The organism is Protofrankia sp. BMG5.30 (assembly GCF_001983005.1).
Lineage (GTDB): Bacteria > Actinomycetota > Actinomycetes > Frankiales > Frankiaceae > Protofrankia > Protofrankia coriariae.
Window position 1 is genome coordinate 272,293 of sequence record NZ_MOME01000010.1, and the last position, 26,917, is coordinate 299,209.

Sequence of the window (26,917 nt, forward strand, 5' to 3'; positions counted from 1 at the left end):
CGCTGTCAGTCCAACGCGATCAACGTGGTCAGCACAGCGTCGGTGGAACGGCGCCGTCAGGCCGGTTGACGAGGGGGTCGCGGGCGGCCGGCGCGGAGAGTTCGGCGGTCAGCGCAGGCCAGGCGACAGGGTCGTGGCCGGGTACCAGACGCAGGCCGCGTTCGGACGCGATCGCCTTCAGCCGCCGGATCGGCTCAACGGTCGCTGCYGGCGGAACGTCGATCGTGCCCCCGACGGGCCGTTCACGGTCGATGTTCTCCTGCAGATCCGCGGCATCGAACGCGAAGACGTACCCACCACCGCCCACCGCGGGGTCCAGCTCGACGACAAAACTCTGATGACCGGGGGTGTGCCCGGCGGTGAGGACCGCGGTCACCCCTGGCACGATCTCGATGTCGCCGTCCGCCACCTGCCAGGTGATCGCCGGGTGGTCGAAGTCCATACGGATGATGCCGTCTGCCTCCAGAGCCGCCGGATGGGTGCTGAGGCCGTGGTCGAGCTCGCGGCGCTGGATGTGCACTGGCGTGCTCCGCCCGGCGAAGTGACGCAGTCCCCCAGCATGGTCGTTGTGGAGGTGGGACACGGCAACCACGTCGACTCGCTCGAGAGCGAGCCCGACCCGTTCGAGCTCGGCCTCCAGCGGATCGCCGTCCCCGGCCGGGAGCCACACGGCCACGCCGGTGTCGTGGTGGAAACGGCGGCACAGGGCCTTGTCACGCACGAACGCGGGGTTGAAGCCGGTGTCGATCAGCAACCAGACGCCGTCCGCCTCGACCAGTAGCGCCGGTACGGGTTCACGCAACCGGACGTCGTCCGGAGCGCCGTGCACGGACATCGAATACGGCACCTCGGCCCAGCCCAGAGTCAGCGGAATCACCCGCCGCGCTCCCCTGCCCACCACCGCCTCCCGCCGGGCCGGTGTGCGCAGCCCTCCCGCCGTAGCCGCCCTCGCATCAGTCGCCCTCGCATCCCCGAGCACGACAGCCGTCCACCCGACCTTAACCCACGACCCGAGCGGCACAGTCAACCCGGACGGCACGATCAATGGCACACAGTGGCATTCTCGACCTGTGAGCAACGGGGATGATGCGGCCGGTGGCGGCGATGCCGGGTTCGACTTCTTCATCAGCTACACCGGTGTGGACGGGAGATGGGCGGAGTGGATCGCCTGGCATCTGGAGAAAAAAATCCAGATCAACAACCGTCCTACCCGGGTGTTCGTACAGGCGTGGGACCTCGTACCCGGATCGGACTGGACGACCCGCATGCATCGCGTGCTGCCCGCGTCCACGCGGGTGGTGCCAGTACTGTCGGAGACGTACCTGCGCGATTCCCGGTATGGCAACGCCGAATGGCTGGCGGTCTGGCCGGACGATCCGGACGGGTTTACGCGCAGAATCATTCCGATACGGGTCGGTGAATGCCAGCCGGACGGCCTTCTGCGTTCACGCACCTATATCGACCTGGTCGGCAGGGACGAGAACACCGCGACCGAGGAGTTGATCCGGGGAATCACCGCGTCCATCACCGGACGAGGAAAACCCACGACCGCTCCCATCTTTCCCGGCACCGGCGGCGGCAGCACCGCACCGACCTTTCCGGGAAACTCCCCGAAAGGCTTTTCGGGGGATACCGACGAACATTCCGTCACCATGCTGCACCTGTCAGGAATGCGACTACCCGCACCGCCCACGGACGGTTGGACGCCTGCGGAGCTGGTCACCTGGCTGTCCGACGACCTGCGCAGGCTCGCCGCCGGCACCGGCACCGGCACCGGCACCGGCACCAAGGAGCTACGTCCGGACCTCGTCATTATCACCGGCGACATCACCGGAACGGGCGCGAAACGCGAATTCGAGCAGGCGTACGACGTCCTGGCCGGGCTCGCCGACGGGCTACGCCTCAACCACAACCGGTTCGCGGTCATCCCGGGYAGTCATGACGTCAACGAGAAACTCTGCGAAGCTTACTTCCTCCAGCAGGAGGGCATGGACGAGGAGCCGGTCGCGCCGTACTGGCCGAAATGGACGTTCTTCAACGGGCTGCTGCGCCGTTTCTACGGCCCGGCCGCGGACGTCGGTTTCCAGGTCGGCGAAGAATGGTCGCTTTTCGCCATGCCCGACCTGAAGGTCGTGGTGGCGGGGCTGAACTCGACGATGGCCCAGTCGCATCTGGTGCGCCATGGATGGCTGGGCACCGGGCAGCTCGACAGTGTCGCCGACGCCCTGCTTGAGCCCGCGTGGGAGGGCTGGTTGCGGATCGGCGCCGTACACCACGACCCGGTCTCCGCGGCGGCACCGCACAACAGCGAACTGCGGGACACCGAGGAACTCGACCGAGCTCTCGCCCCGCGCCTGAACCTGCTTCTGCACGGGCAGGGCGGGAACGAACGGGGCGGGCAGGCGCGCACGCTCCCCTCAGGTCTGCCCGCGCTCCCGCTGGAACAGGGTGGCGGCCGGCTGCCCTACCAGGTGATCCGGATCGATCGGACGGGGTTCACCCGGTTCACGCCTGGCCAGGACCCCGCGGGTGGCCGGGGCCCCGCCAGCCGGCAGCAGCCGGTCCGTACGCCCCACGATCTCGCCTCGGCATACGTCGTGTTTCCCCAGCCACCGGCCCGAAAAGGCACCAGTCACGACGGCGGCGGTAACAGTGACAGTGACAGTGACAGTGACGGCCATGACGACGGTGACAACGGGCAGTGGCCATACCGACCGACCGGCCTCGACGGGACGCCCCTGCCACCCGCGCGGGTCCGTGACCGCCCCCGGGACCTGTTGGACGACGCCGCCGAGGTGGCCCGCCTGCGCCACCCGACCGCCAGGGTCGAGCGGGTGGAGGCCGCCGGGGAGATCTCCGCCCACCTGCGGGTCTGGCGCGCCGAAGGGCAGGTGGTGGAGCAGCGTGTGATCGGCCTGATCAACGGCAACGCCGACGCGGGCGCGGTGGAGGAGTTCGTCCGGACGATCCGTCGACGCTATCTTGCCGCGAGCCCGACGCTGTTCTGCGACCTGGTCTACTGCGGGGACGACCAGGCCGACCCCGAGCTGGTCGCGCAGGCCGAACGGGCGGGTGTGCGGCTGCTGAGCATGCCCGAGTACCAGGGTGTGCTGGACCTGCGCGGCTACCTCGACCGGCAGACCGGGAGGCTGGAGTCCGATCAGATCTACCCGCCGGCCCTGTACGTGCCGCAGCGCGGCACCCGCCTAGACGTGGCGGACCGCCCGCTGTCGCAGGACGCGCTCGCGGACGTGGCGGGCTGGCTGACCACCGACCAGTCCCGGTTCGTGCTGATCCTCGGTGACTTCGGCCGGGGCAAGACCTTCCTGCTGCGCGAACTGGCCCGGCGGCTGCCCGCCGAACTGCCGCACGTGACCCCCATGCTGATCGAGTTACGCGGGCTGGAGAAGTCGCACGACCTGGACACGCTGGTGGCGGCCCATCTGGCGAACAGCGGGCAGACCCGCATCGAGCTGGAGGGGTTTCGCTACATGCTGCGYGCGGGCCGGGTCGTCCTGCTCTTCGACGGGTTCGACGAGCTGGCCCTGCGGGTGACCTACGACCGTGCGGCCGAACATCTCGGCACGTTGCTGGCTGCCGTGCACGACAAGGCGAAGATCGTGCTGACCAGCCGCACGCAGTACTTCCTCACCGACGACCAGGTGTTCAAGGCCCTCGCCCAACGGGTCGACCTGATCCCGGGCCGGCGCATCGTCCGGATCGAGGACTTCACCGACACCCAGATCGCAAGCTTCCTGCTCCAGCGGTACACCTGGGATCCGGCGGTGCGCACGACCGACCCGGCACACCGCCAGACCCAGGCCGAACGCCAAACCCAGGCCGAACGACGAGCCCAKGCCGAGCGGCGGGCCACGGCCGAGCGGCGGGCCACGGAGCGGATGACGCTGATCCGCGGCATCCGCGACCTGCTGGGGCTCTCGCGCAATCCCCGGATGCTGTCCTTCATCACGGCCCTGGACGACGAGCGCCTGCGGCAGGCCCGCGGCGGCGACGGAACGATCCGCCCCGCCGACCTGTACCGGGAGCTCGTCGACGCCTGGCTCGACCACGAGGAACGACGCGCCCGCCAACGCGGAGCGTCACCCTCACTGTCCAGGAAGGACCGGCTGGACGCGGCCACCCGTCTGGCGCTGACCCTCTGGGGCACCACCGAACATCACATCGGCGTGGAAGAACTGACGGCCACCGCCGCCGCGGTGCTGGCGAGCATGAGCAACCCGGCGAGACTCACCGGTGACGAGCTGACCCAGATGATCGGTTCGGGCACCCTGCTCGTGCGGGACGCCGACGGCCGGTTCTCGTTCATCCACTCCTCGGTGATGGAGTACCTGGTCGCCGCCGCGGCCGCCCGCCAGTTCGCCGCGGGCAGCGCGCAGGAGCTGCTGGGGGCCCGGGAGATGTCGGAGCTGATGGCCGACTTCTTCGCGGACCTCACCGGCCGTGACCGGGCCGGCAGCTGGGCCCAGGACGTGGTCGACGACCCGGACGCCGCAGCCAAGGCGAAGGCGAACGCGGTACGCGTGGCCCGCCGGCTGGGCATCCAACTACGCACCAGAGCAAAGCTCGCCAACGCCGACCTGGCCGGTCAGGACCTCTCCCACCGGACGGACCTGCGGGAAGCCGACCTGCACGGGGCGAACCTGACCGACGCCCGGATCGCCCACACCGACCTGACCGGCGCCGACCTGCACGGGGCGAACCTGACCGACGCCCGGATCGCCCACACCGACCTGACCGGCGCCGACCTGCGCGAGGCGAACCTGACCGGCGCCACCATCGAGGACGCCACCCTCGCCCACGCGGACCTCTCCGGAGCGCGGCTGACCCGAGCGGAAGTCCGCGACTCCCGTCTCGATGGGGCCGCGTTCCGCGGAACGCGGTTCGACCACGTTCGAATCGATCGTTCAGACCTACGCGGCGCGGACCTCACCGACGCGGACCTGTCCGACGGGCGGCTGACCGCGGTGGATCTCACCGCCGCGGTCATAACGGGCAGCCGCTGGCACCGCACGGCCGTCCTCGGAGGACAGCCCGAGCACCTCGGTAGCAGGCCCGAGCTGGCTGATGCCGCGGTAGCCGGTCGTGACCGCGCACACCTGGCCCCGCTTCCCACGACCTCGCCCAGAAACACTGTGGACGCAACAGCGGTGGCCTTCTCCCCGGACGGTACGCTCCTGGCCACCGGAACACAGGATGGGCCGGTCAGCCTGTGGGATGTCCGTACCGGCCGCCGACAGCGCATCCTCGCCGACCACACCCAGTGGGTGTCGTCGGTGGCGTTCTCCCCGGACGGATCCACCATCGCCGCCGCGGCCGGCGACCACACGGTGCGGCTGTGGGACACCACCACCGGCGAGCCCCTGCCGCCACTCACCGGCCATATCGGCCCGGTACGGTCGGTGGAGTTCTCCCCCGACAGAACCACCATCGCCTCTGGATCGAACGACTGCACGGTACGCCTGTGGGACATCGCCACCGGCCGACGTCTGCGTACCCTCACCGGCAACCGCACAAGCTGGATGTCGTCGGTAGCCTTCTCCCCGGACGGATCCACCATCGCCGCCGCGGCCGGCGACCGCACGGTGCGGCTGTGGGACACCACCACCGGCGAGCCCCTGCACACCCTCCAGGGGCACATCAGCACGGTATGGTCCGTGCGGTTCTCCCCGGACGGATCCGTCATCGCCTCCGGATCGAACGACGGCACCGTACGGCTCTGGCGGGCCGACACGGGTACTCTGATCGCCACGTTGCTCGGGCCCACCAAAGACGCGTGGGCCGTGTTCGTGCGCGACGGTTCCTACAAGTTCGGTGGCACAGCGAGCGAGTCGCTTCAGTGGAAAATCGGAAATGCTCGCTTCGACCTGGACGAGCTTGATCCGTATGATCCGGCTATCCGCCGGCTGCCTGACGACGCGTCATTGCCGCTGCCCGAGGGCTGGCATCCCGTCGCTCTGCCGGATCCCCTTCCCTCACAGCCGCCATCCGGCTCGTCATCGCGCGGCTGGTTCCGCCGCCGCTGACCGACCGGGGAATGCGCCAGAGCCTCACCGCCTGGCGTGGGAGTGGATGTCCGTTTTCCTGGGATGGCCGGCGCCCGCCTCGGTAATCCGCAGGGTAYGGCTGTCGTCGTCGGCGGCGGACAACGCGCATGGTCCATACCCGCCGCCTTGTAGGTGAAAACCGCTGTCACAACGACGTTTTCCACCTACAACTTCCGCGGCCGTAGGTGGAAAACGTTGCTCTGGCCACAGTTTTCACCTACGGCTCGGGAGGTTCCGTCGAGCGGTGGACGGTTCGTCGGGTGGTCTTCCATGGCTGGGCGTCAGGAAACGCCTTCGGGCTGGGTGTCGCGGAAGCAGGCCACGTAGTCGCGCCAGACGAGTTTTGCCGCGAGGACGTCCTCGAAGGTGTACTCCTCGGTCGGGGTGTGCCAGTCCAGGTCGGTGGCGACGAACTGCAGCAGCGCGCCGAAAGTGAGCTTCGGGCGGATGTAGGTCTGGCTCCACGCCGAGGAGGAGGTGTCGAGGCCCGCCGTGGCGTAGCCACGAGCGCGCAGGCGGGTGTCGGTGTCGGTGACGTCGTCGACGATGAACGTCACGTGGTGCAGCCCCGGCCCCTTGCGCCGCAGGCTCTCGGAGAGGATCGAGTCCGCTCTGAGCGGCTGCATGAGTTCGATCTTGAAACCGGGGAAGCCGATGTGCGCCAGACGGATTCCCGTCTCGTCGTTGTCACCGCCCTTGATGAACACGCCACCGAGCGTGTCCAACAACAGGGGCGCCGCCTCGGCCATGTCCGGCAGGGCGATCGCCACGTGGTCGATCCGCCTGACCTTCACCCCGTCACCGGGGGCTGCGTCCGCGCTCATTTCCGAACAGACAAAACAACCATTTGTTGAATGTCTCGCGACGCCGGTCCGGGGTCAAGTTCTTCGTCTCCTCGGACGCGCGGCCGCGGCCGGCCGGCTGTCAGAAGCCGAGCCGGCGCAGCTGGCGGGGATCGCGCTGCCAGTCCTTGGCGACCTTGACGTGCAGGTCCAGGTAGACGGGGGTGCCGAGCAGGGCCTCGATCTGGGTGCGGGCGCGCGTGCCGACGTCCTTGAGGCGGGCGCCCTTCGCGCCGATGACGATCGCCTTCTGGCTCTGCCGTTCGACGTAGACGTTCACGTGGACATCGAGCAGCGGCCGGTCCGCCGGCCGGTCCTCACGGGGGATCATCTCCTCGACGACGACGGCGAGCGAGTGCGGCAGCTCGTCACGCACGCCCTCCAGGGCGGCCTCGCGGACGAGTTCGGCGACCATCACCTGCTCGGGCTCGTCGGTCAGCTCCCCGTCGGGGTACAGCGGCGGGCCGGGCGGCAGCCGGCTGACCAGCACGTCCGCGAGCAGCCCCACCTGGAACGACGACACCGCGCTGACCGGCACCACGTCGACGAAGTCCGCCAGCGAGCAGACCGCGAGCAGCTGCGCGCCGAGGGCGTCCCGATCGGACACCAGGTCACTCTTGGTGACGACCGCGACCAGCGGTGTCCGCTTGGGCAGCCGGGCGAGCTCCCCGGCGATGAACCGGTCGCCCGGGCCCACCGCCTCGTTCGCGGGGACGCAGAAGGCGACCACGTCCACCTCTGACAGGGTCGCGCGGACCACGTCGTTGAGTCGCTGGCCGAGCAGGGTCCGCGGCCGGTGCAGGCCGGGGGTGTCGACCAGGACGAGCTGGGCGTCGTCGCGGTGCACGATGCCGCGGACAGCGTGCCGGGTCGTCTGCGGACGGCCGCTGGTGATGGCGACCTTCGAGCCGACGAGCGCGTTGGTCAGCGTCGACTTGCCCGCGTTGGGCCGTCCGACAAAGCAGGCGAATCCGGACCGGAACTGTGCTCCGGCCTCCGCCGAGGCGGCCACTAGGTGGTCACCCGGCCCCGGGCCGCCCCGTCGGAGCCGGCGAGGAACACCGGCACGCCGCTACCGAACTCGCCCAGCACCAGCAGATCGTCGGCCCCCGGCACGCCCGGCACGCCCGAGCCCGGGGCGGCCGACGTTCCGGCCGCGCCCACCGCAGCCGGGACGTCGGGCGCGCTCGCGGTGTCCGCGGTGTCCGGCCCGGAACCCGCCAACGGTCCGGTGAGACGGTCAGAGACGATCGCCGCCGCCTCGAAGCGGCGCGCTCCGCTGGACGCCGCCGCGACGACGGCGGCGGTGAGCGCGGACACGGTGAGCCGCTCCCGCGTGTTCTCCACGGTCGCCGCCACGTAGGTCCGCCCGTCGGTGTCCCGGACGGCCGCGCCTTCGGCGGTCGCGGTACCGCCCCGGGGGACATAGGCGCGCAGCCTCGCCGACCGGGCGAGGATCACGAGTTTGGCGTCCTCGGCCGACAGCGAGTCGTGAGCGACCCGGACGACGGCCGGGCGGCCGCCGGGGACGGCGTCCCCGGCGGCGGGCGCGTCGGGCCCGCTGTCGGCCCGGCGGCTGTCCGCGCTGTCGTCGGCCCCCGCAGCGTCGACCTGTGCGTCGACCCGTGCACCGTCGACTCGTGCGTTGTCGGCCTGTGCGTTGTCGGCCTGTGCGTCCAGGTCCAGCTCTGACACGCCGCCTGCCCCTGCCTCATCGAAGATCATGTGCGCACCCCGGAAGCGGCACGGTGCGTGACAGGGCCGGTGGCACCCGCGTCACTGCCCTGYCTGCGCCCGCCACCGCCACCGGCAGCACCCACAATGTCATTATCTGTACTAAAAGTACTGCCTGTACCACCCGTCCCGCTCGTACCGTCCGTACGATTCTTACCGGTCCGGTCACCGCCACCCTGCTCCCTGTCGGCCCGGTGGCTGCCCGCGTACGCGGCCTCGCCCCCGGAACCCCCGGCGGCCCTGGAGTCCCCGGGCCCGTCGCCCCGGGGTGGGCCGCCACCGGCCGTGTCGCCCGTGGGTGTGGACGCGGACCCACCAGCGGTGGCGTCCCCGGCCTGCCCGGACGACCGGCGCACCACCACGGTACCGATCTGGTTGCGCCGGCCGGCGGCGCTCTCGGCGGTGAGCGTGACCACGCCGACGGCCGCCGTCGCCCCCGGCAGCGGTACCCGGCCCAACGCGTTCGCCAGCAGCCCGCCGACGGTCTCCACGTCCTCGGAGCCGGGCAGCTCGTCCGTGCCGAAGAGTTCGCGCAGATCGTCCACGCCGAGCCGGGCGGTCACCCGGGCGGTGTCGTCGTCGATCCACTCCACCGGGACGATCTCGGCGTCGTACTCGTCTGTGATCTCACCGACGATCTCCTCGAGGATGTCCTCGATAGTGACCAGCCCGGCGGTCCCGCCGTACTCGTCGATGACGATCGCCATGTGGGTCCGGGACGCCTGCATCTCGCGCAGCAGGACGTCGGCGTGCTTGCTCTCGGGCACCAGCGCGGGTGGCCGCATGACGTCGGAGACGRGCCGGGTGTCCCAGCCCTCGCGCTCCCGGCCGACCATGTCCTTGAGGAAGGCGATCCCGACGACGTCGTCCACGCTCTCCCCGATCACCGGGATGCGGGAGAAGCCGCTGCGCAGCGCCAGCGAGATCGCCTGGGCGACGGTCTTCACCGACTCGATGTAGACCATGTCCGGCCGGGGGACCATCACCTCGCGCACCAGCGTGTCCCCGAGCTCGAAGACGGAGGCGATCATGTCGCGCTCGCCGCGCTCGATGACGGAGTTCTCCTCGGCGAGGTCGACGAGGTCGCGCAGCTCCGCCTCGGTGGCGAACGGGCCGTCGCGGTAGCCGGGGCCGGGGGTGACGGCGTTACCGAAGGCGATCAGCAGCCGTGGCAGCGGCCCGAACATCCGGCCGAGCCAGCTGGTCAGCCCGGCGGTCGCGAGCGCGATCACCGGGGCGTGCTGGCGACCCAGCGTCCGGAACACGACCCCGACGAAGATGTAGGCGAACAGGGTCCCGACCAGCGCACCGAAACCGACCGCGATGAACCCGGCACCATAGGTGTGGACCGCGATGACGGTCACGCACGCGGCGGCGACCATCTCCCCGACGATCCGCAGCAACAGCAGCAGCGCCAGGTAGCGCCCCGGGTCGGCGACGATCGTGGCCAGGCTCGCGGCTCTGGGGCGCCCCGCGCGCACGAATCCCTCGACCGCGACCCGGGAGACCCGGGTCAGCGCGGCGTCGATGCATCCGATCCCGGCCGCGAACAGCGTGGCCAGCACCGCGAGCAGCAGAAGTGGAACATCACCGTAGCCCATTGGTCCGCCCTGTCAGCTCCCCCGGCAGGCTCAGTGCGCGGCGCTCCTCCGGCCCGCCCAGTGCGTGGCGCTCTCCAGGCACGCTCAGTGCGTGCCGGCGGCACGGGCGGAGGCCCAGGAGGTCAGCAGCCGGGACTGCACCGCCCACATCTCCCGCTCCTCGTCCGGCTCGGCATGGTCGTAACCGAGCAGGTGCAGGATGCCGTGCGTGCACAGCAGGTGCATCTCGTGCTCGGTCGAGTGCCCCGCCTTGGCCGCCTGCCGGCGGGCGACCTCCGGGCACAGGACGACGTCGCCGAGCAGCAGGGTCGGGTCGTCCTCGCCCGAGTCCGGCGCGGACGGGTCGAACGCGTCGTCCTGGGGGAAGGCCAGCACGTCGGTCGGGCCCTCCTCACCCATGTAGCGGACGTGGAGCTCCTCCATGGCGGTCTGCTCCACCAGCATGACCGACAGCTCCGCCAGCGGGTTGACCTTCATGGTGTCCAGCACGAACCGGGCGAGCGCGGTAAGGGTGACCTCGTCGGCCTCGACACCCGACTCGTTCGCCACGAACACGGCCATCAGTGATCCATCCTCATCCGGCGCCGCGCCGTACGCGGCCCATCGTCGTCGGCAGGCCCATCATCGTCGGCATGCGCTCCGGTCCGCGAGCCGGTCCGCGAGCCGGTGCGCGCCGCGGCCCGCCGGTCGGCGTGCCCGTCACCGCCGGTCCCGGCGGGCGGCCTGGGCCGGTCGGGGTCGCGGCGCGCTTGCCGCGTCCCACCGGGCATAGGCGTCGACGATCTCGCTGACCAGCCGGTGGCGCACCACGTCCGTGCTGGTCAGGACCGCGAAGTGGACGTCGTCGAGGCCGTCGAGGATCTCCCGGACCACCCGTAGGCCGCTGCGGGTGCCGCTGGGGAGGTCCACCTGGGTGACGTCCCCGGTCACAACGATCCTGGAGCCGAAGCCGAGGCGGGTGAGGAACATCTTCATCTGCTCGACGGAGGTGTTCTGCGCCTCGTCCAGGATGATGAACGCGTCGTTGAGGGTCCGCCCGCGCATGTACGCCAGCGGCGCGACCTCGATGGTGCCGTTCTGGATCAGCCGCGGGATCGAGTCCGGGTCGACCATGTCGTGCAGGGCGTCGTACAGCGGGCGCAGGTATGGGTCGATCTTGTCGTAGAGGGTGCCGGGCAGGAAGCCGAGCCGCTCCCCCGCCTCGACCGCCGGCCGGGTCAGGATGATCCGGTTCACCTGCTTGGACTGCAGCGCCTGCACGGCCTTGGCCATGGCCAGGTACGTCTTGCCGGTACCGGCCGGGCCGATGCCGAACACGATGGTGTGGGCGTCGATCGCGTCCACGTAACGCTTCTGGTTGAGCGTCTTCGGCCGGATCGTCCGGCCCCGGCTGGAGAGGATGTTGAGGGTGAGCACCTCGGCCGGGCGTTCCTCGCTGCCGCTGCGCAGCATCGACAGCGAATGGTCCACGTGGGCCGGGGTGAGCTCGGCCCCGGACTCCAGCACGGCGATCAGCTCGGCGAAGAGYCTGGCCGCCAGCGCGTTCTCCTCCGGAGGACCGGTGATGGTGATCTCATTGCCTCGGACGTGGACATCGGACGATAACGCCTGTTCGACAACGCGCAACAGTTCGTCCTGGTGGCCGAGCAGGCTCACCATGCTGTGCGCACCGGGAACGACGATGCGCGTAACGGTCCGCTGGTCGGACTGGGAGGTGGAATCGGTCATGGGTTGCGGCCGGCGCCGGCCACGGGACCTCTCGAACGACATGAGTCAGTACGGTCCTTCAGTGTAGCGATCCTCGGGCCTGTTGGACCTCCCGGGCCGGCCGCCGGGCCGGTCGTCGCACTGGCCGTACCAGCACAACAGCCGGCACGACAGGCACAACGAAGGCCGGTGGGACACCGGCCGCGGGCACACCGGGTACATGATCTAACGCTCCCATCGGGACGTGCGGGAGAGAACGACCGCGGCGGCGACCACGCCGGCGGTCGACGTCCGCAGCACGGTGGGACCGAGCCTGGACGGCCACCCCCCGGCCGCGGTGAACATTTCCAGTTCGGTGTCGGTGATTCCGCCTTCCGGGCCCACCACGACGACGATCTCCGCTGCCGGGACGGCGTCCGGCGGAGCAGCAGGCGCCCGGGTCGCGGTCAACCCAGCGGTGGCCGGCCCGGCCACGGACGCCGTGGTGGCGGGCGGCCCAGCGGCAGCCGTCGCGGTGGCGAAGGACCCGGTAGCGGCCGTCGTCGCCGCGGCGAGCACCCGGGTCAACGGTTCGGCGGCCTCCTCGTGCAGGACCACGGCGAGCTCGGCCGCGGCGAGCCGGGCGGCGGCGGCGTCGGTGTCGGTGGGAGCGGCGACCCGTGGCCAGAACACCCGCCGCGACTGCTTCGCCGCCTCCCGGGCCGTCGCCGACCAGCGGTCATGGGCACGGGCGCCCCGCTCCCCCGCCCAGCGCACGACCGAGCGGGAAGCTGCCCAGGGGACGATCTCGTCGACCCCCACCTCGGTCATGAGCTCGACGGCGAGCTCGCCGCGGTCGCCCTTGGCCAGCGCCTGGACCACCACGAGCCGGGGCAGCCGCGCCGGGTGCACGACCCRGCGCTCCACCGCGCAGTCGAGCTCGTCCCGCCGGCAGCGCACAACCGTGCACTCGGCAACCACGCCACGCCCGTCGGTGACATCCAGCCGTTCACCGGGGCGTAGCCGCCGTACCGTAGCCGCATGCCTACCCTCGGCACCGGCCAGCGTCAGCTCGGCGACGTCCGGCACCGACACCTGGTGGAACAGGGGTGCGGTCAGCTCTCAGGCCCTTCGAGGGTCACCGACGGTCACGCTTACCGGGTGCCACGGGAGCCGCGCAGCCGGGAGAAGAAGCCCTGGCCGTCGGCGGAGCCGTTGCCGCCGGAGATGACCGCCGGCTGCTCCTCGTCCCGCAGCTTCGCCAGTTCGCGCAGCAGCCGCTCCTGCTCGGCATCGATCTTGGTCGGTGTTTCGACCACGACGTGGATGTGCAGGTGGCCGCGTCCGACCGAACGCAGGTGCGGGACGCCCCGACCGCTCATGGTGATCACGTGGCCGGGCTGGGTGCCGGGCTTGACCGTGATGGTCTCGCTGCCGTCGAGCGTGTCCAGCGTGCAGGTGGTGCCGAGCGCGGCGGCGGTCATCGGGACGCGCAGCTCGCAGTGCAGGTCGTCGCCCTCCCGGGTGAACACCGGATGGGGGCGCTCCTGGACCTCGACGTAGAGGTCGCCGTTGGGGCCGCCGCCCGGGCCGACCTCACCCTCGCCGGACAGCCGGATGCGCATCCCGTCCTCGACCCCGGAAGGGATCTTGACGGTGAGGTTGCGCCGCTTGCGGACCCGGCCGTCGCCGCCGCACTCCCGGCACGGGTGCTCGATCACCGTCCCGGTGGCGCCGCAGCGGGTGCACGGCCTGGAGGTGACCATCTGCCCGAGGAAGGAGCGGGTGACCTGCTGGATCTCCCCGCGCCCGTGGCAGACCGGGCAGGTCACCGGATGGCTGCCCGGCGCCGCGCCGTCCCCGGAGCAGGTACCGCACACCACGGCGGTGTCCACGGTGATGTCCCGGGTCGTCCCGAAGGCGGTCTCGGAGAGGTCGAGCTCAAGACGGAGCAGCGCGTCGTTGCCCCGGCGCACCCGCGAACGCGGCCCACGGCTGGCGCCGCCGCCGAAGAAGGCGTCCATGATGTCGCYGAGTCCGCCGAAGCCGGCTCCGAACGACGACCCGCCGGCTCCCCCACCGGGCGCCAGCGGATCCCCGCCGAGATCGACGATCTGGCGCTTCTCCGGGTCGGAGAGGACCTCGTAGGCCGCGGTCACGGCCTTGAAGCGAGCCTGCGCCTCAGGGTCGGGGTTGACGTCGGGATGCAGCTCGCGGGCAAGCTTGCGGTAGGCCCGTTTGAGCTCGTCGTTCGAGGCGTCCCGGCGTACGCCGAGCACCTCGTAGTAGTCGGTGGCCATCAGTCGGCACCCAAGAGATCACCCACATACTTGGCGACGGCCTGGACGGCCGCCATGGTTCCCGGATAGTCCATCCGCCTTGGACCGACCACCCCCAGGCCACCCAACGCGGACGCCCCGCGACCGTACCCTGTCGCTACCACCGATGTGGAACGCAACGCATCCACGTTGTTTTCGTGGCCAATACGGACCGTGACGGTATCGAGGTCCCGTACCTCGCCGATCAGTTTCAACAGAACGACCTGCTCCTCCAGAGCCTCCAGAAGCGGACGCAGCGTATCGGCAAAGTCGATGGCGGAACGCGTCAGGTTGGCGGTACCCGCCAGAGCGATCCGTTCCTCCGGCTTGTCGACCAGCGCCTCCATCACAACCGTGATCAGCATGTTCAGGTGCGGACGCAGCCCCGGCCGGGCCTCGTCCGGCAGGTTGGCGACCGCCTCGGGCGCGTCCGCCAGCCGGCGCCCGTTCAGCGCCGCGTTGAGCACGGTGCGCAGCTCGCTGACGGTCGGGTCGTCCACCGGCTCGGGTACTTCGACGACCCGCTGCTCGACCCGTCCGGTGTCGGTGATCAGTACGAGCAGCAGGCGCACCGGCGTGATCGTCACGATCTCGATGTGCCGGACGCCGCTGCACGACAGCGACGGGTACTGCACGACCGCGACCTGGCGGGTCAGCTGCGCGAGCAGCCGGACCGACCGCCGGACCACGTCGTCGAGATCGATCGCGCCCTCCAGGAAGCTCTGGATGGCCCGCCGCTCGGCCCGGGACAACGGTTTGACCCCCGACAGCCGGTCGACGAAGAGGCGGTAGCCTTTGTCCGTGGGAATCCGGCCGGCGCTGGTGTGCGGCTGGGTGATGTAGCCTTCTTCCTCAAGTGCGGACATGTCGTTACGGACAGTAGCAGGAGACACCCCGAGCTGGTGGCGCTCGGCCAACAGCTTGGRGCCCACGGGTTCGTTGCTGAGCACGAACTCCTCAACGATGGCTCGAAGTACGTCCAGCCGCCGTTCCTCCAGCACGCCGTATCACCCCTTTGCCACGCTGAAGCCGCCGGGCGAGGTCAGCGACGACCACACGAAGCCACCGAGGCCGCCGAGGCCAGAAACCCGCCGGCGGGACGCTCTGGCACTCGATTGCCGCGAGTGCCAATTGTAGCCGTCCTGGCGACCAGGCGAGACGGACAAATGTGTCACCGCCACCGGGAGCTTGAGGAGTGTTTCCCGGTGACGGCCGCGGCTAGTCCGATAGAAGAGCGTGTATGACGGTGTCGGCGAGCAGCCTGCCGCGCAGGGTCAGCAGGACGCGTCCCGCCGCCAGCGCAGGGGGATCCACCAGCCCGTCGGCGGCGAGCCGGGCGGCCTGGGACCGCCCCGCGGGGGTGAGCTCCTCGGCCACGAGGCCCTCGGCCAGGCGCACCTCGAGCATGACCCGTTCCATGCGCGCGGCGGCGGCGTCCAGCTCCTCGTGGGCCGCCGCGGGGCTTGCGCCCGCGGCGAGCCGGGCGCTGTAGGAGGCCGGATGGCGCACGTTCCACCAGCGGACACCCCCGATGTGGCTGTGAGCTCCCGGCCCGAAACCCCACCAGTCGGCACCCCGCCAGTAGCCGAGATTGTGCCGGCTGTGAGCGGCGGGCCCACGCGCCCAGTTGCTGATCTCGTACCAGCTCAGGCCGGCCGCGGTCAGGGTCTCCTCGGCCTGCTGGTAGCGGTCCGCCATGAGATCGTCGTCGGGCGGGAGCAGTTCGCCGCGCCGGATCCGCCGGGCCAGCCGGGTACCGTCCTCGACGGTCAGCGCGTACGCGCTGACATGGTCGGGATCGAGCGCGACCACCGCGTCCAGACTCGCCTGCCAGTCCCGGGCGGACTCGCCGGGAGTGCCGTAGATCAGGTCGAGGTTGATGTGGGCGAAGCCGGCCTTGCGCGCCCAGCTGACCACGTCCGGGACGCGTCCGGGGGTGTGCCGGCGGTCGAGCGCGGCAAGCACGTGCGGACGGGCGCTCTGCATCCCGAACGAGATCCGCGTGTACCCGGCGGCGGCCAGCCGCTCCAGGGCACCGGCGTCCACGGACTCGGGGTTCGCCTCCGTGGTCACCTCGGCGCCGGCGGCGAGGCCGAACTCGGCGTCGATCATCCGGAGCAGCCGCTCGAGGTCCTCGGCGGGCAGCAGGGTCGGCGTCCCGCCGCCGACGAAGACCGTCGAGACCGCGACGTCGGCCGGGCCGAGAACGGACCGGGCCAGGCGGAACTCGGCCGCCAGCGTCTCCACGAACGTGCCGATCGCGACCCCCGGCCCGAGTTCGGTCGCGGTGTAGGTGTTGAAGTCGCAGTAGCCGCAGCGGGTCGCGCAGTACGGGACGTGCACGTAGACCCCGAACGGGCGGCTGCCAAGGGTGTCCGTGGCCCGCGCCGGGAGCACGCCATCCCACGCCTGGAGGCTGCCGTCAGCGGCTGGGGAGCCCGTGCCCCGCGGGCCCGCCGGGCCTCCCGCGTGAACCGGGCCTGCCGGCCTGTCCGGCCTGTCCGGCTCACCGGGACCGGCTGCGCTGGGCTGGCCGAGGRCTGACACGGCCGTCGAGATGTGCGGCATGGCCATAGTGTGCCCGACTCGCAACGCTGTGCCTGCCTTCAAGCCCGCTTCCAAGCCTGCCCTCAACACCCACCTGCCGTTCCGGCGATCGCGCGTCCCACCCACCGGACGTTCGGACGACAGCCGCCTCATGATCTTTGTATTCAGTTATCGGATTTGTCGGATTCAACCGTCCAATACGCCCGTCGAATGGGCCTGGAACCCCACCGGAGCACCAGCCGGCAGTGACGTTGACCTGACATTGATAATCGACTGGTCAATATAGGTGAAGCGTCGTGAGTTCGTGGTCCCGCGTCCGGAAAACTCAATCACATGAATGACGACGCCGTGCGCGGTGTCCTCGACAACATCGAGGATCTTCTCCCCCCTCACGCGACGGAGTACCGATCCGGCACCCTGGCCGGATCGGTCGGTCCCGCCGGCCATGACGAACCCGCCACCGAACCCATCCGACTACCCCCCTCGTCCGCACGAACCCCCTGAGCTGCCCGAACAGGCAACCCGAACCGCCCAGGGGCCCGGGCCTCCCGGACCGGCTCGCGCAGCCGCCGGCTCCGGGAGGAACCCCGCGGAGACGAGAGGGTCACGGCCGCGCCGGCGGCCGAGAGACGGCCGGCCGGAGTCACCGCCCGGCCACGGACGGCAGGACTATTTCCCGCTCTTGGACGCGTCCGTGGACAGGGCCGCGATGAATGCCTCCTGCGGGACTTCGACGCGGCCGATGGTCTTCATCTTCTTCTTTCCTTCCTTCTGCCGTTCCAGCAGCTTGCGCTTGCGGGTGATGTCACCGCCGTAGCACTTGGCCAGCACGTCCTTGCGGATGGCACGGATGTTCTCCCGGGCGATGATTCGGCTACCGATCGCGKCCTGGATCGGCACCTCGAACTGCTGGCGCGGGATCAGCTCCCGCAGCCGGGAGGTCATCGCGACCCCGTAGCCGTACGCCTTGTCCTTGTGGACGATCGCGGAGAACGCGTCGACGGTCTCTCCCTGCAACAGGATGTCGACCTTGACCAGGTCGGCCACCTGCTCGCCGGCCGGCTCGTAGTCGAGGCTGGCATACCCCCGGGTCTTCGACTTCAGGGCGTCGAAGAAGTCAAAGATGATCTCTCCGAGCGGGAGCCGGTACTTGAGCTCGACCCGGTCGGTCGACAGGTAGTCCATCCCGTCCAGCGTGCCGCGCCGACCCTGGCAGAGCTCCATGACCTGGCCGACGAAGTCGGACGGCAGCAGCACCATGGCATCCACGACCGGCTCGTGGACCTCGGAGATCTTTCCCGCCGGCCAGTCGCTCGGGTTGGTGACGATCGTCTCGCTGCCGTCCTCCATGACCACCCGGTAGACCACGTTCGGCGCGGTGGAGATGAGCGTGAGGTTGAACTCCCGTTCCAGACGCTCCCGGACGATCTCCAGATGGAGCAGCCCGAGGAAGCCGCAGCGGAAACCGAAGCCCAACGCCGCGGACGTCTCGGGCTCGTAGGTCAGCGCGGCGTCGTTGAGCTGCAGCTTGTCCAGGGCCTCCCGCAGGGCGGGATACTCGCTGCCGTCGATCGGGTACAGGCCGCTGTAGACCATCGGACGCGGGTCACGGTAACCGGCCAGTGGCGCCTGGGCCGGGTGGGCCGCCGAGGTCACGGTGTCCCCGACCCGGGCCTGCCGGACGTCCTTGACCCCCGGGATGAGGTAGCCGACCTCCCCGGCGGACAGTCCCTCCCGCGGGATCGCCTCCGGCGAGATCACCCCGACCTCGAGGGTCTCGTGGCTCGCCCGCGTCGACATCATCAGGCAGCGGTCCCGGGCGGTCAGCCGGCCGTCGACCACCCGCACATACGTGATCACACCCCGGTAGGTGTCGTAGACGCTGTCGAAGATCATGGCTCGCGCGGGGGCGTCCGGGTCGCCCATCGGCGCGGGGACCCGCCGGACGATCTCGTTGAGCAGCTCGGGCACCCCCTGGCCGGTCTTGCCCGACACCAGCAGCACGTCGACGGGGTCGCAGCCGATGATCTGCCCCAGCTCGGCGGCGTACTTCTCCGGCTGTGCGGCCGGCAGGTCGATCTTGTTGAGAACCGGGATGATCTGCAGGTCGTTCTCCAGCGCCAGGTACAGGTTTGCCAACGTCTGCGCCTCGATACCCTGAGCCGCGTCGACGAGCAGCACCGCGCCCTCACAGGCCGCAAGCGACCGACTGACCTCATAGGTAAAGTCGACATGGCCAGGAGTGTCGATCAGATGCAGGACGTAGTCGCGGCCGTCGTCGGCCTGCCACGGCAGCCGGACACTCTGCGCCTTGATCGTGATGCCGCGCTCGCGCTCGATGTCCATCTTGTCCAGATACTGGGCACGCATGTTACGAGCCTCGACGACACCGGTGACACCGAGCATCCGGTCGGCGAGCGTCGACTTGCCGTGGTCGATGTGAGCGATGATGCAGAAGTTGCGGATCGACGCCTGGTCGACCRATGCCTGGTTGATACGACGGGGGTCGGAGGCTGGGGGCACGCGGAGTCTTCTCGTTTCGTCGGGATGGACTGTGTCATCGTGCCAGGCMCTGACACGCAAGGCTCGGCATACCAGGAGGCTCGGCGCAGCAAGCACCGACGTACCAGAGCGCTGGCGCGCAAAGCCTGGCGCAGCAAGCACTGACGCGCCAGAGCGCCGGCGCGCAAGGCCCAGCGCAGCAAGCACCGACGTACCAGAGCGCCGGCGCGCAAGGCCCGGCGCAGCAAGCACTGACGCGCCAGGGCGCTGGCCGCGCAAAGCCCGGCGCACCATGGCCCGACACAGGCCCGGCGCGGCCCTGGTGTGCCGGACTCACCCGTCGGACGCCGATGGTCACATCGGTACCCACCCGCCGCAACAGCCCCCGGACACCGCGGTCAGTCCCGGCCGGTGGGCGCCACTGGCACGCCCTCCGACACCGTTCGTGGGTAAGTTGGTAAGGTTACCGATGTTTCCCGGGGCCACCCGGCTTCCCCGGTGCCATCCACGCACCGGCCGGACGCCGGCAGGCCAGTCGCGAGCAGGCCAGTCCTGGGCCGACGCCGGGGCTCAACCGACTTTCATACCGATTCGACTTCGACGACCAGGGGTTCTTTCGCGTGGCCAATATCAAGTCGCAGATCAAGCGCAACCTCACCAACGAGAAGCGACGGCTGCGCAACAAGGCCGTGAAGTCCGAACTGAAGACGCTCATCCGCCGCTTCCGGGAAGCCGTGGAGGCGGGCGACCAGGAGCGTGCCGGCCTGGAGCTGCGCATCGCGTCGCGCAAGCTGGACAAGGCCGTGAGCAAGGGCGTCATCCACGCGAACCAGGCCGCCAACAAGAAGTCGGCGCTGGCCACCCGGTACGCTTCGCTGACCAAGGTCTGACGCCACCCGTCCGACGCGTCCACTCGTACGCCGTCCGCCCGTCCCTTCCCCGACCGGGCTCCGACCGGAGCCGGGCCGGTTCGGCTGAGCGGGCGGCGCGAGGCGTCTGTCCGTGGGATGCCCGTCCGCCCAACCTCCCACAGGTTCGTCGGTATCCTGCGGGCAGCCCGGAGAGCCGGTACACATACCTGGTGCTACCGGTACCTGGTGCTACCGGCTGGCTGCCAGGGACGTCGACGTTCTGATGGCGGCCGGGGAAACCCGCGGCATGCCGGATCTCCCAGGATGGCTTCCGAGGAGCGCCGGAATCCGTGCTGTCAGTCCGGCGGCGTTCCGGAGGCCGGCGGTTCGTTCTCCGCGGGACGGCTCCGTGTGTCGTCCGCGGCCAGCATCTTCTTGATTGCGTCGTTGTAGGCCGCCATGACGGCCGCTGTCAGCGGCAGCACCACGATCACCCATGCGCTCGCCAGATCAGCCAGGGCGATCAGGACACCGAGCAGGCTGCTGCCGGYCAGGGTGCGGCTGGTGGAGAGGAACCTGTGCGGTCGCCCGACCGGGTCGCTGGTGACCGAGGATGACGCTGGTTCCGACATCGGTGTGCTTCCCCGCTCCGGGCCGATCCGGTACTCAGCGGCGCTCCGCCCCGAATCACCCTGGCTGAGATCACACCGGCTCAGACCACCCCGCCCCGAATCACCCCGGCTCGGATCACCCCGGCTCTGGTCGTCCTGCGCCGCTCCGTCCGTGTCTTGGGCACCCCTGTCCGTTTCCTCTTCCTCCCCGTCCTGGCCGTCCTCGCCGCCTCCGTCCCGATCACTTCCGTTCGGGCCGGCTTCGTCCGGGTCGTCTCCGTTCGGGCCGGAGGAGTCCTCCTGATCGGGCTGGGGCGCACGCAACGTCACCGCCGGGCTCCCGCCGGACGGCCACGGGCCGACACGATCTGAGTAACAAGCCTTTCCAGCCCGTAGACCGGATCCACGGCGCCGCCCTTGACGGCCGCATCCGCGGCGCTGACCGCGCGCATCGCGTAGGCCAGCCCTTCGTCGCTCCAGCCGCGGGCCGCCCGCTGGGAACGTTCCACCTTCCAGTCGGGCATGCCGAGGCTGCGGGCCAGCTCCCAGGTGGAGCCACCGCCGGCGGCCGCGACCCGGGCCAGGTCACGCAGCCCGGTGGTCATGGCGCTCACGACAAGGACGGGTGGGACGCCGCCCGCAAGCGTCTGGCGCAGCACGGTCAGGGCCTCGGGCAGGTCTCCCGCGATCGCGGCGTCCGCCACCGCGAAACCGGTGGCCTCAGCCCGGCCGCGACGGTATCCGGCAACCAGGGCCTCGCTGATCGTCCCACCGGCGTCCGCGACCATCTGATCACATACCATCGCCAACTCGCGCAGATCGCTACCGACCGCGTCCACCAGCGCCTTCACCGCGCCCGCGCTGATCTGGCCGCCGAGACGGCGGACCTCGGCCGCGACGAAGTCGTGGCGGTCCCGGGGACGGGTGATACGCGCCGCCGTGACGACCGTCGCACCGGCCGACTTCATCGCCTCCGCCAGTTTGCGGTTGCGTACGACACCGCTGTGGACGACGACGAGCACGACGTCGTCCAGCGGCCGGGCGAGATAGGCCAGCAGCGCCTCCCGTAGATCATCCGCGAGTTCCTGCGCGCCGCGGACCACGACCACCCGTAGCCCGCCGAACATCGATACGCTGGCCAGATCGACCACATCGCTCTCGGTGAACTCACCCGGCGCTCGGTCGACGATCTCCGTCTGCGGGTCGTGGCGCCGGGCGGCGTGGATGACGTCCCGGACAGCGCGGGAGACGAGCAGTTCCTCGTCACCGGAGACAAGGACCAACCGTGGCGGCGCGGATGTCGGCGGCACGCTGGCGAGCATGTCACAAGGACGGTACCCGGACCGCACGACCTGGTCAGGAACATCAAATGATTACGATCCGCCATCAACGTGTGAGCCAGATTCCGACAATACGTGACATTAATATCACCTGCACACCCAAAGTAATGACGGACAGTGTGATGAGGACACGACGCCCACGGCGCCGACGGACGGTCGCGAGCAGCACGACCGTGGCGGCGACGAGGGCCACGGCGCCGGCCGGGCCGGCTGGCCAGCCGATCTCCGCGCCGGGTACGCGCGCCGCGACGTCCGCCACCGTGATCAACCATCCGCACGGCACACCCGCGAGGGTCGCCAGGAACCGGGCCAGCGGATCGTGGACGACCGCCGCCACCGTGGCGAGGACCCCGAGGATGGTCGCTGGTGCGACCGCGGCCTCGGCGAGCATGTTGGCGGGAACGGCTACCAGGCTGACCCCGCCGCCGATGGCGACGAGGACCGGCGAGCAGGCGACATGTGCCGCCGCGGCGACCGCGAGCGGTTCGGCCAGCCACCTCGGCAACCGGCCCGCCAGTGCGTCCCGCCAGCCCGGAACGAGGATCACCAGGCCGGCGGTGGCGGCAACCGACAGGGTGAAACCGACCGAACGAGCAAGATCGGGGCTGCTGAGGACGAGCACCAGCACGGTGGCCGCGAGCGCGGGCATGGCCAGCCGTGGCCGTCCGCTGCCGGCCGCGACGATCCCGATCAGCCCCATGACACCGGCACGCAGGACGCTCGGTGACGGCCGGGCCAGGATGACGAAACCGACCAGGGCCATCGCGACCCAGCCGGCCTGCACCCACGGGGCCAACCGGCTGCGCCGGACGACTACGGTCGCCGCGGCGATGATGATCGCGCAGTTCGCCCCGGAAACAGCGACAAGATGTGACATCCCGGCGGTCCGGAAGTCCTCCCGCACCTCGTCGTCGAGGTTGCTCGTGTCGCCGAGGACAAGACCCGGCAGCAGCCCGCGGCGCGGGCCGGCAAGCCCCGACGCGGCGTCGCGCAGACCCGCCCGCAGCTGACCGGCCGCCCGCTGCACCGATGAGGGCGGGCCGACCGAGGCCGGCGCGGCCCGGACGAAGACGACAGCCGCGACGGTGTCGCCTGCCCTCGGCGGCGCCAGCTTCCCCGAGGTGCTGACATGCTGGCTCGGCAGCAGATCCTCCCAGTCCGACGCGGTCGCGAGCACCAGTACCGGCTGCCGCAGCCGGATATCGTGCCCGTCCGCGGCCAGCCGCTCCACCCGCACCGGGACGATGACGAGATTGCCGTTGCCCCCCTGGCTGACCCGCGGGTCGCCGGTCACCGTGCCTTCGATGTCGGCGGCCGCCCGGGCCGCGCCGAGAGCCACGAGCGGACCAAGCGCGCGGGCCCGGGCCGGCAGACCCGCCGCCAGCACACCCGCGGCAAGACAGGCCAGACATGCCAGAACCGCGCCCACCGGCCGCCGGACCGTCCGGCGGCGGAGCAGGGTCACCGCGCACAGCGGTGTCACGCACAGCAACATCCCGGCGATCCACAGCACAGCCACCGGTGGCACGGCCAGCCCGGTGCCCGCTGCTCCCGCCCAGGCCGCAAGGGCCGGAGCAACCAGGCGCAGGTCGGGCGGTTGACGTTGTGGATCGTGACCAACAACGGTCATGTTCGTGCTCCATGCCACACGGCCACCGGCGAACCGACACGTTCTCCATTGCGTACTGACCGTCAGACGGTGACGAGCGGAAGAAGGTCGGCGAGCCGCTGATCACCGACTCCGGTCACCTCCCCCAGCTGCCGTGGGGAGGCGAAACCGCCGTGGGCCGCACGCCACTCGACAATCCGCTGGGCCAGCACAGGGCCCACGCCGGGCAGCGCGTCGAGGGCTTCGACCGTGGCCGTGTTGAGGTTCACCGGCGCCCCGGGCGCGGCGCCCGGCGAGCCCCCGCCACTGTCACCTCCGGCGGCACCGCCCGCGGGCTGGGGTGGCGCCGGTCCAGGGCGGCCGTCCACGAGAATCTGCTCGCCGTCCACCAGGCGACGCGCAAGCGCCAGGCCGGAGGTGTCCGTCCCGGGCAGCACCCCGCCGGCACGGGCCACCGCGTCCACCACCCGGGATCCTCCCGGCAGGGTGAGCACCCCGGGATGATGGACCTTGCCCGCGACGTCGACGACGACCTGTGCCTGTGGGCTCCCGGTGGCGGCAGACGACGGCGGTGCCGCCGTCGCCACGGCGCCGGCCACCGTGCCGTGCCCCGGGTTCGCGAGGTCCGTCACCTGTGCCGCCGGCGGAAGGGCCAGCACGGGCACCGGTCTGCCCCGCCAGGCGAACCAGCCGGCCGCCAGCGCCGCGACGAGGGCGACGAGCGCGATCAGCAACGCGCCACGGATGGCCGGGTCGACCAGCCCGCCGCGCAGAGTATGCGGCAGGCGTCCGGCCAGGCCGGATCCAACCCGCTGGATGATCGTCTGCCGCTCCCCGCCGCCGGGGCCGGCACGCTCGGCCAGTATCTCGTCGAGGAAGGAGGAATCGACGGATGCCGTGCCGGCCGCGTCGGACCGGGACGACCGGCTGTGCTCGCCGAACACGGGTGGTTCCCCCGGACGGGAGTCCGGCCCGACACGGCTCGGTTCCCCGTCGGAAGCGACCGGATCCGGGCTGGCGGGGTACGGCCGGTCGGGCTCCAGACTGTCGTGTTCTCCCGTGACCGGGGCATGGGTCACCGGAACACGTGGCCGAACCACGGCAGCCACACCCGAGCGGGTGGCGGCGCGGATGTCGGGGACAAAAGAAAGATCAGCCATGCCCGTGACGGTAGGACCCCGTGTCGTGGCGGTACATCGTGTATCCCGCATCTGTGGACAACCATGCTCTGTCCACAGGACACGGCAAGTGACGGACAAAACCGGCTATGTTCGGTACCACGGTCGACACGCAGCAACACACCCGATGCCCAACTGAAATGATCACGTATAGTTGTATCGCACAATCAAGTAGCGAAATGTCGAGCCGTGGGATACATCCCGTTGCGACCTGCCTCGAATGCCCGTGGCCGCCCTGCGTTCTCACTGTGCCGGCATCACCTGAGCGGTCCGCCTGACGGAGGATGAATGACGACTACCGGGAACAATGTCAGCCGCAACCGGAATCCACCAGACGACACCGGTACGGACCTGAGCCACCGGCAGATCGTCGCCATCATCATCGGGCTGATGACGGGTATGCTGCTCGCAGCGCTGGACCAGACCATCGTCGCGACCGCACTGCCGACCATCGTCGGTGAGTTCCATCGCAGTGACATGCTTTCCTGGCTGGTCACAGCCTACCTGTTGACTTCCACGATCTCCGCCCCGCTGTACGGGAAAGCCAGCGACCTCTACGGGCGCAAAACCGTCCTACAGCTGTCCATCACGATCTTTCTGATCGGCAGCACACTGTGCGGGCTTGCCCAGTCGATGTACCAGCTCGTCGGATTTCGCGCTCTACAGGGCCTTGGTGCCGGCGGCCTCATCTCCCTGGCCTTCGCCGTCATCGGCGACATCGTCGCACCCCGGGAACGGGGGCGCTACCAGGGATACTTCAGCGGGGTCTTCGGCGCGTCGAGCATTCTCGGCCCGCTCGTCGGCGGTTTCCTGGTCGATCATGGGTCATGGCGCTGGGTGTTCTTCGTCAACCTTCCGGTCGGGCTCGCCGCGCTCGTCGTCATCAACCGGACGTTGCGACTACCGTTCCGGCGACGCCGGGCGGCCATCGACTGGGCCGGCGCCATCCTGCTGGTCACGGGTCTGAGCGCCATCCTGCTCGCTACTCAGAGTGGAGGCAAGGGCTTCGCCTGGCTCTCCTGGCAGATCGCCGCGCTGATCGCCGCGGGAGTCGTACTGATCGTTTCTTTCGCGCTGCGTGAACGAGTGGCGCCGGAAGCCATTCTCCCACCACGGCTGTTCAGCAACAGCATCTACACGGTGTGCGCTCTGCTGAGCCTTGTCACCGGTACCTTCATGTTCGGGGCGATTATTTTTCTCCCGCAGTATCTACAGATCGTCCATGGCGCGAGTGCCACCGTCAGCGGGCTGCGAATGCTCCCGCTGCTCGCCGGTATTCTGCTGACGTCCATCGGGTCCGGYCGGCTGATCAGCGCTACCGGGCATTACAAGCGGTTTGTCGTCGCGGGCACGGTCGGGGTCACCATCGGGTTCTTTCTGCTCAGTCGTGTCAGCGCCGACACGGGCGCGCTGGAGCTCGGCCTGTGGATGTTTGTCACGGGGCTCGGCCTCGGCTTCCTCCTGCAGAACGTCCTGYTGGCCGTACAGAATTCTGTCGATCCGMGGGACATGGGCGCCGCGACCTCCAGCGTGACATTCCTGCGCACCATGGGAGGCGCCATCGGCGCGTCCGCCCTGGGGGCGGTGCTCACCACCCAACTGGCCACGAACATCGCCCTGCGAATACCCGGCGCGCAGCCCGGAAATGCCGCCGCCAACCGTTTTGTCTCAACTCCGCGCGATGTCGCGGGGCTGGCCGCACCGATACGTGAAGCGGTACGAACCGCCTATGCCGACTCACTCGGCCGGGTCTTTCTGGTGGCCGTTCCGATCGGGATCGCAGCATTCGCGATCAGTCTGTTCCTCCGGGAGGCCGAACTGCGCGGATCGACCGCCATCTCCCGGACCGACGCATCGGACGACACGGTGGGAGCCGACCTCACCGACAGCAGCCATGGCTCCGGGCCGGGAGCGAAGCGATCGACGGCCAGCGCCTCCAGGGAATAGATTGTTGCCCGCACAACTGACTTCGGGGCCGCATGAAAATGATCATGTGAGCAGAGTCTGCGAAGTCCTGGGAAGAACCCGCTCGC

The 26,917-nt window shown here is 70.0% G+C and carries 20 protein-coding genes; 3 read left to right on the plus strand and 17 right to left on the minus strand.

The window, feature by feature from the left end:
• Nucleotides 1–28: 28 nt before the first annotated feature.
• Nucleotides 29–877 carry an N-acyl homoserine lactonase family protein gene (locus BL254_RS06475; RefSeq protein ID WP_076842782.1) on the minus strand — a complete coding sequence of 283 codons (849 nt, stop codon included), beginning with the start codon at nt 875–877 and terminating at the stop codon, nt 29–31.
• Nucleotides 878–1,070: 193 nt separating this feature from the next.
• On the opposite strand from BL254_RS06475, the gene BL254_RS06480 reads away from it, so the two are divergent.
• Nucleotides 1,071–6,044: a pentapeptide repeat-containing protein gene (locus tag BL254_RS06480; protein ID WP_076842783.1), complete on the plus strand. Its 4,974-nt coding sequence runs from the start codon at nt 1,071–1,073 to the stop codon at nt 6,042–6,044.
• Nucleotides 6,045–6,346: 302 nt separating this feature from the next.
• Here the strand turns inward: BL254_RS06480 and BL254_RS06485 are convergent, their stop codons facing one another.
• The 12 genes from BL254_RS06485 to lepA all read right to left on the minus strand — a co-directional run bounded on the left by BL254_RS06485 (nt 6,347) and on the right by lepA (nt 19,316).
• Nucleotides 6,347–6,889 (minus strand): VOC family protein, encoded by a 543-nt coding sequence (locus tag BL254_RS06485; RefSeq protein WP_047222442.1) that lies wholly within the window; start codon nt 6,887–6,889, stop codon nt 6,347–6,349.
• Nucleotides 6,890–6,989: 100 nt separating this feature from the next.
• Nucleotides 6,990–7,919, minus strand: a complete 930-nt coding sequence (era, locus tag BL254_RS06490) for a GTPase Era (protein ID WP_047222443.1) — start codon at nt 7,917–7,919, stop codon at nt 6,990–6,992.
• Nucleotides 7,919–8,632 carry a hypothetical protein gene (locus BL254_RS29285; RefSeq protein ID WP_371390087.1) on the minus strand — a complete coding sequence of 238 codons (714 nt, stop codon included), beginning with the start codon at nt 8,630–8,632 and terminating at the stop codon, nt 7,919–7,921. The genes era and BL254_RS29285 overlap by 1 nt, the downstream gene beginning before the upstream one ends.
• A complete protein-coding gene (locus BL254_RS06500; protein WP_076842784.1) occupies nt 8,629–10,242 on the minus strand; it encodes a hemolysin family protein in 1,614 nt (537 codons plus the stop codon). The genes BL254_RS29285 and BL254_RS06500 overlap by 4 nt, the downstream gene beginning before the upstream one ends.
• An 84-nt stretch (nt 10,243–10,326) precedes the next feature.
• Nucleotides 10,327–10,803: an rRNA maturation RNase YbeY gene (ybeY, locus tag BL254_RS06505; RefSeq protein WP_047222446.1), complete on the minus strand. Its 477-nt coding sequence runs from the start codon at nt 10,801–10,803 to the stop codon at nt 10,327–10,329.
• Nucleotides 10,804–10,941: 138 nt separating this feature from the next.
• Nucleotides 10,942–11,970 carry a PhoH family protein gene (locus BL254_RS06510; RefSeq protein WP_076842827.1) on the minus strand — a complete coding sequence of 343 codons (1,029 nt, stop codon included), beginning with the start codon at nt 11,968–11,970 and terminating at the stop codon, nt 10,942–10,944.
• A gap of 204 nt (nt 11,971–12,174) precedes the next feature.
• Complete coding sequence (locus BL254_RS06515) at nt 12,175–13,035, minus strand: 16S rRNA (uracil(1498)-N(3))-methyltransferase (protein ID WP_256386233.1); 861 nt, start codon at nt 13,033–13,035, stop codon at nt 12,175–12,177.
• Nucleotides 13,036–13,082: 47 nt separating this feature from the next.
• Nucleotides 13,083–14,228, minus strand: coding sequence for a molecular chaperone DnaJ (dnaJ, locus tag BL254_RS06520; protein WP_076842786.1), 1,146 nt, complete (start codon nt 14,226–14,228; stop codon nt 13,083–13,085).
• Nucleotides 14,228–15,247: a heat-inducible transcriptional repressor HrcA gene (gene hrcA / locus BL254_RS06525; RefSeq protein WP_076842787.1), complete on the minus strand. Its 1,020-nt coding sequence runs from the start codon at nt 15,245–15,247 to the stop codon at nt 14,228–14,230. The genes dnaJ and hrcA overlap by 1 nt, the downstream gene beginning before the upstream one ends.
• 217 nt (nt 15,248–15,464) lie before the next feature.
• Nucleotides 15,465–16,643 (minus strand): radical SAM family heme chaperone HemW, encoded by a 1,179-nt coding sequence (gene hemW, locus BL254_RS06530; RefSeq protein WP_047222508.1) that lies wholly within the window; start codon nt 16,641–16,643, stop codon nt 15,465–15,467.
• A gap of 336 nt (nt 16,644–16,979) precedes the next feature.
• Complete coding sequence (locus tag BL254_RS26900; protein WP_043603230.1) at nt 16,980–17,186, minus strand: hypothetical protein; 207 nt, start codon at nt 17,184–17,186, stop codon at nt 16,980–16,982.
• Nucleotides 17,187–17,462: 276 nt separating this feature from the next.
• Nucleotides 17,463–19,316, minus strand: a complete 1,854-nt coding sequence (gene lepA / locus BL254_RS06535; protein WP_076842789.1) for a translation elongation factor 4 — start codon at nt 19,314–19,316, stop codon at nt 17,463–17,465.
• Between the two features lie 599 nt (nt 19,317–19,915).
• Between lepA and rpsT the strand changes: the two genes are divergently transcribed.
• A complete protein-coding gene (rpsT, locus tag BL254_RS06540) occupies nt 19,916–20,185 on the plus strand; it encodes a 30S ribosomal protein S20 (RefSeq protein ID WP_013873031.1) in 270 nt (89 codons plus the stop codon).
• A 317-nt stretch (nt 20,186–20,502) separates the two neighbouring features.
• Here rpsT and BL254_RS25790 read toward each other — a convergent pair whose 3' ends face one another.
• The 4 genes from BL254_RS25790 to BL254_RS06560 all read right to left on the minus strand — a co-directional run bounded on the left by BL254_RS25790 (nt 20,503) and on the right by BL254_RS06560 (nt 24,650).
• Complete coding sequence (locus tag BL254_RS25790; RefSeq protein WP_139342206.1) at nt 20,503–20,778, minus strand: hypothetical protein; 276 nt, start codon at nt 20,776–20,778, stop codon at nt 20,503–20,505.
• A 305-nt stretch (nt 20,779–21,083) separates the two neighbouring features.
• Nucleotides 21,084–22,079, minus strand: coding sequence for a DNA polymerase III subunit delta (holA, locus tag BL254_RS06550; protein ID WP_047222450.1), 996 nt, complete (start codon nt 22,077–22,079; stop codon nt 21,084–21,086).
• 64 nt (nt 22,080–22,143) lie between these two features.
• Nucleotides 22,144–23,727, minus strand: a complete 1,584-nt coding sequence (locus BL254_RS06555) for a ComEC/Rec2 family competence protein (protein WP_076842791.1) — start codon at nt 23,725–23,727, stop codon at nt 22,144–22,146.
• A 62-nt stretch (nt 23,728–23,789) separates the two neighbouring features.
• Complete coding sequence (locus BL254_RS06560; RefSeq protein WP_076842828.1) at nt 23,790–24,650, minus strand: ComEA family DNA-binding protein; 861 nt, start codon at nt 24,648–24,650, stop codon at nt 23,790–23,792.
• A gap of 522 nt (nt 24,651–25,172) precedes the next feature.
• On the opposite strand from BL254_RS06560, the gene BL254_RS06565 reads away from it, so the two are divergent.
• Nucleotides 25,173–26,831, plus strand: a complete 1,659-nt coding sequence (locus BL254_RS06565; protein ID WP_047222451.1) for an MDR family MFS transporter — start codon at nt 25,173–25,175, stop codon at nt 26,829–26,831.
• The last annotated feature ends 86 nt before the right edge of the window (nt 26,832–26,917 follow it).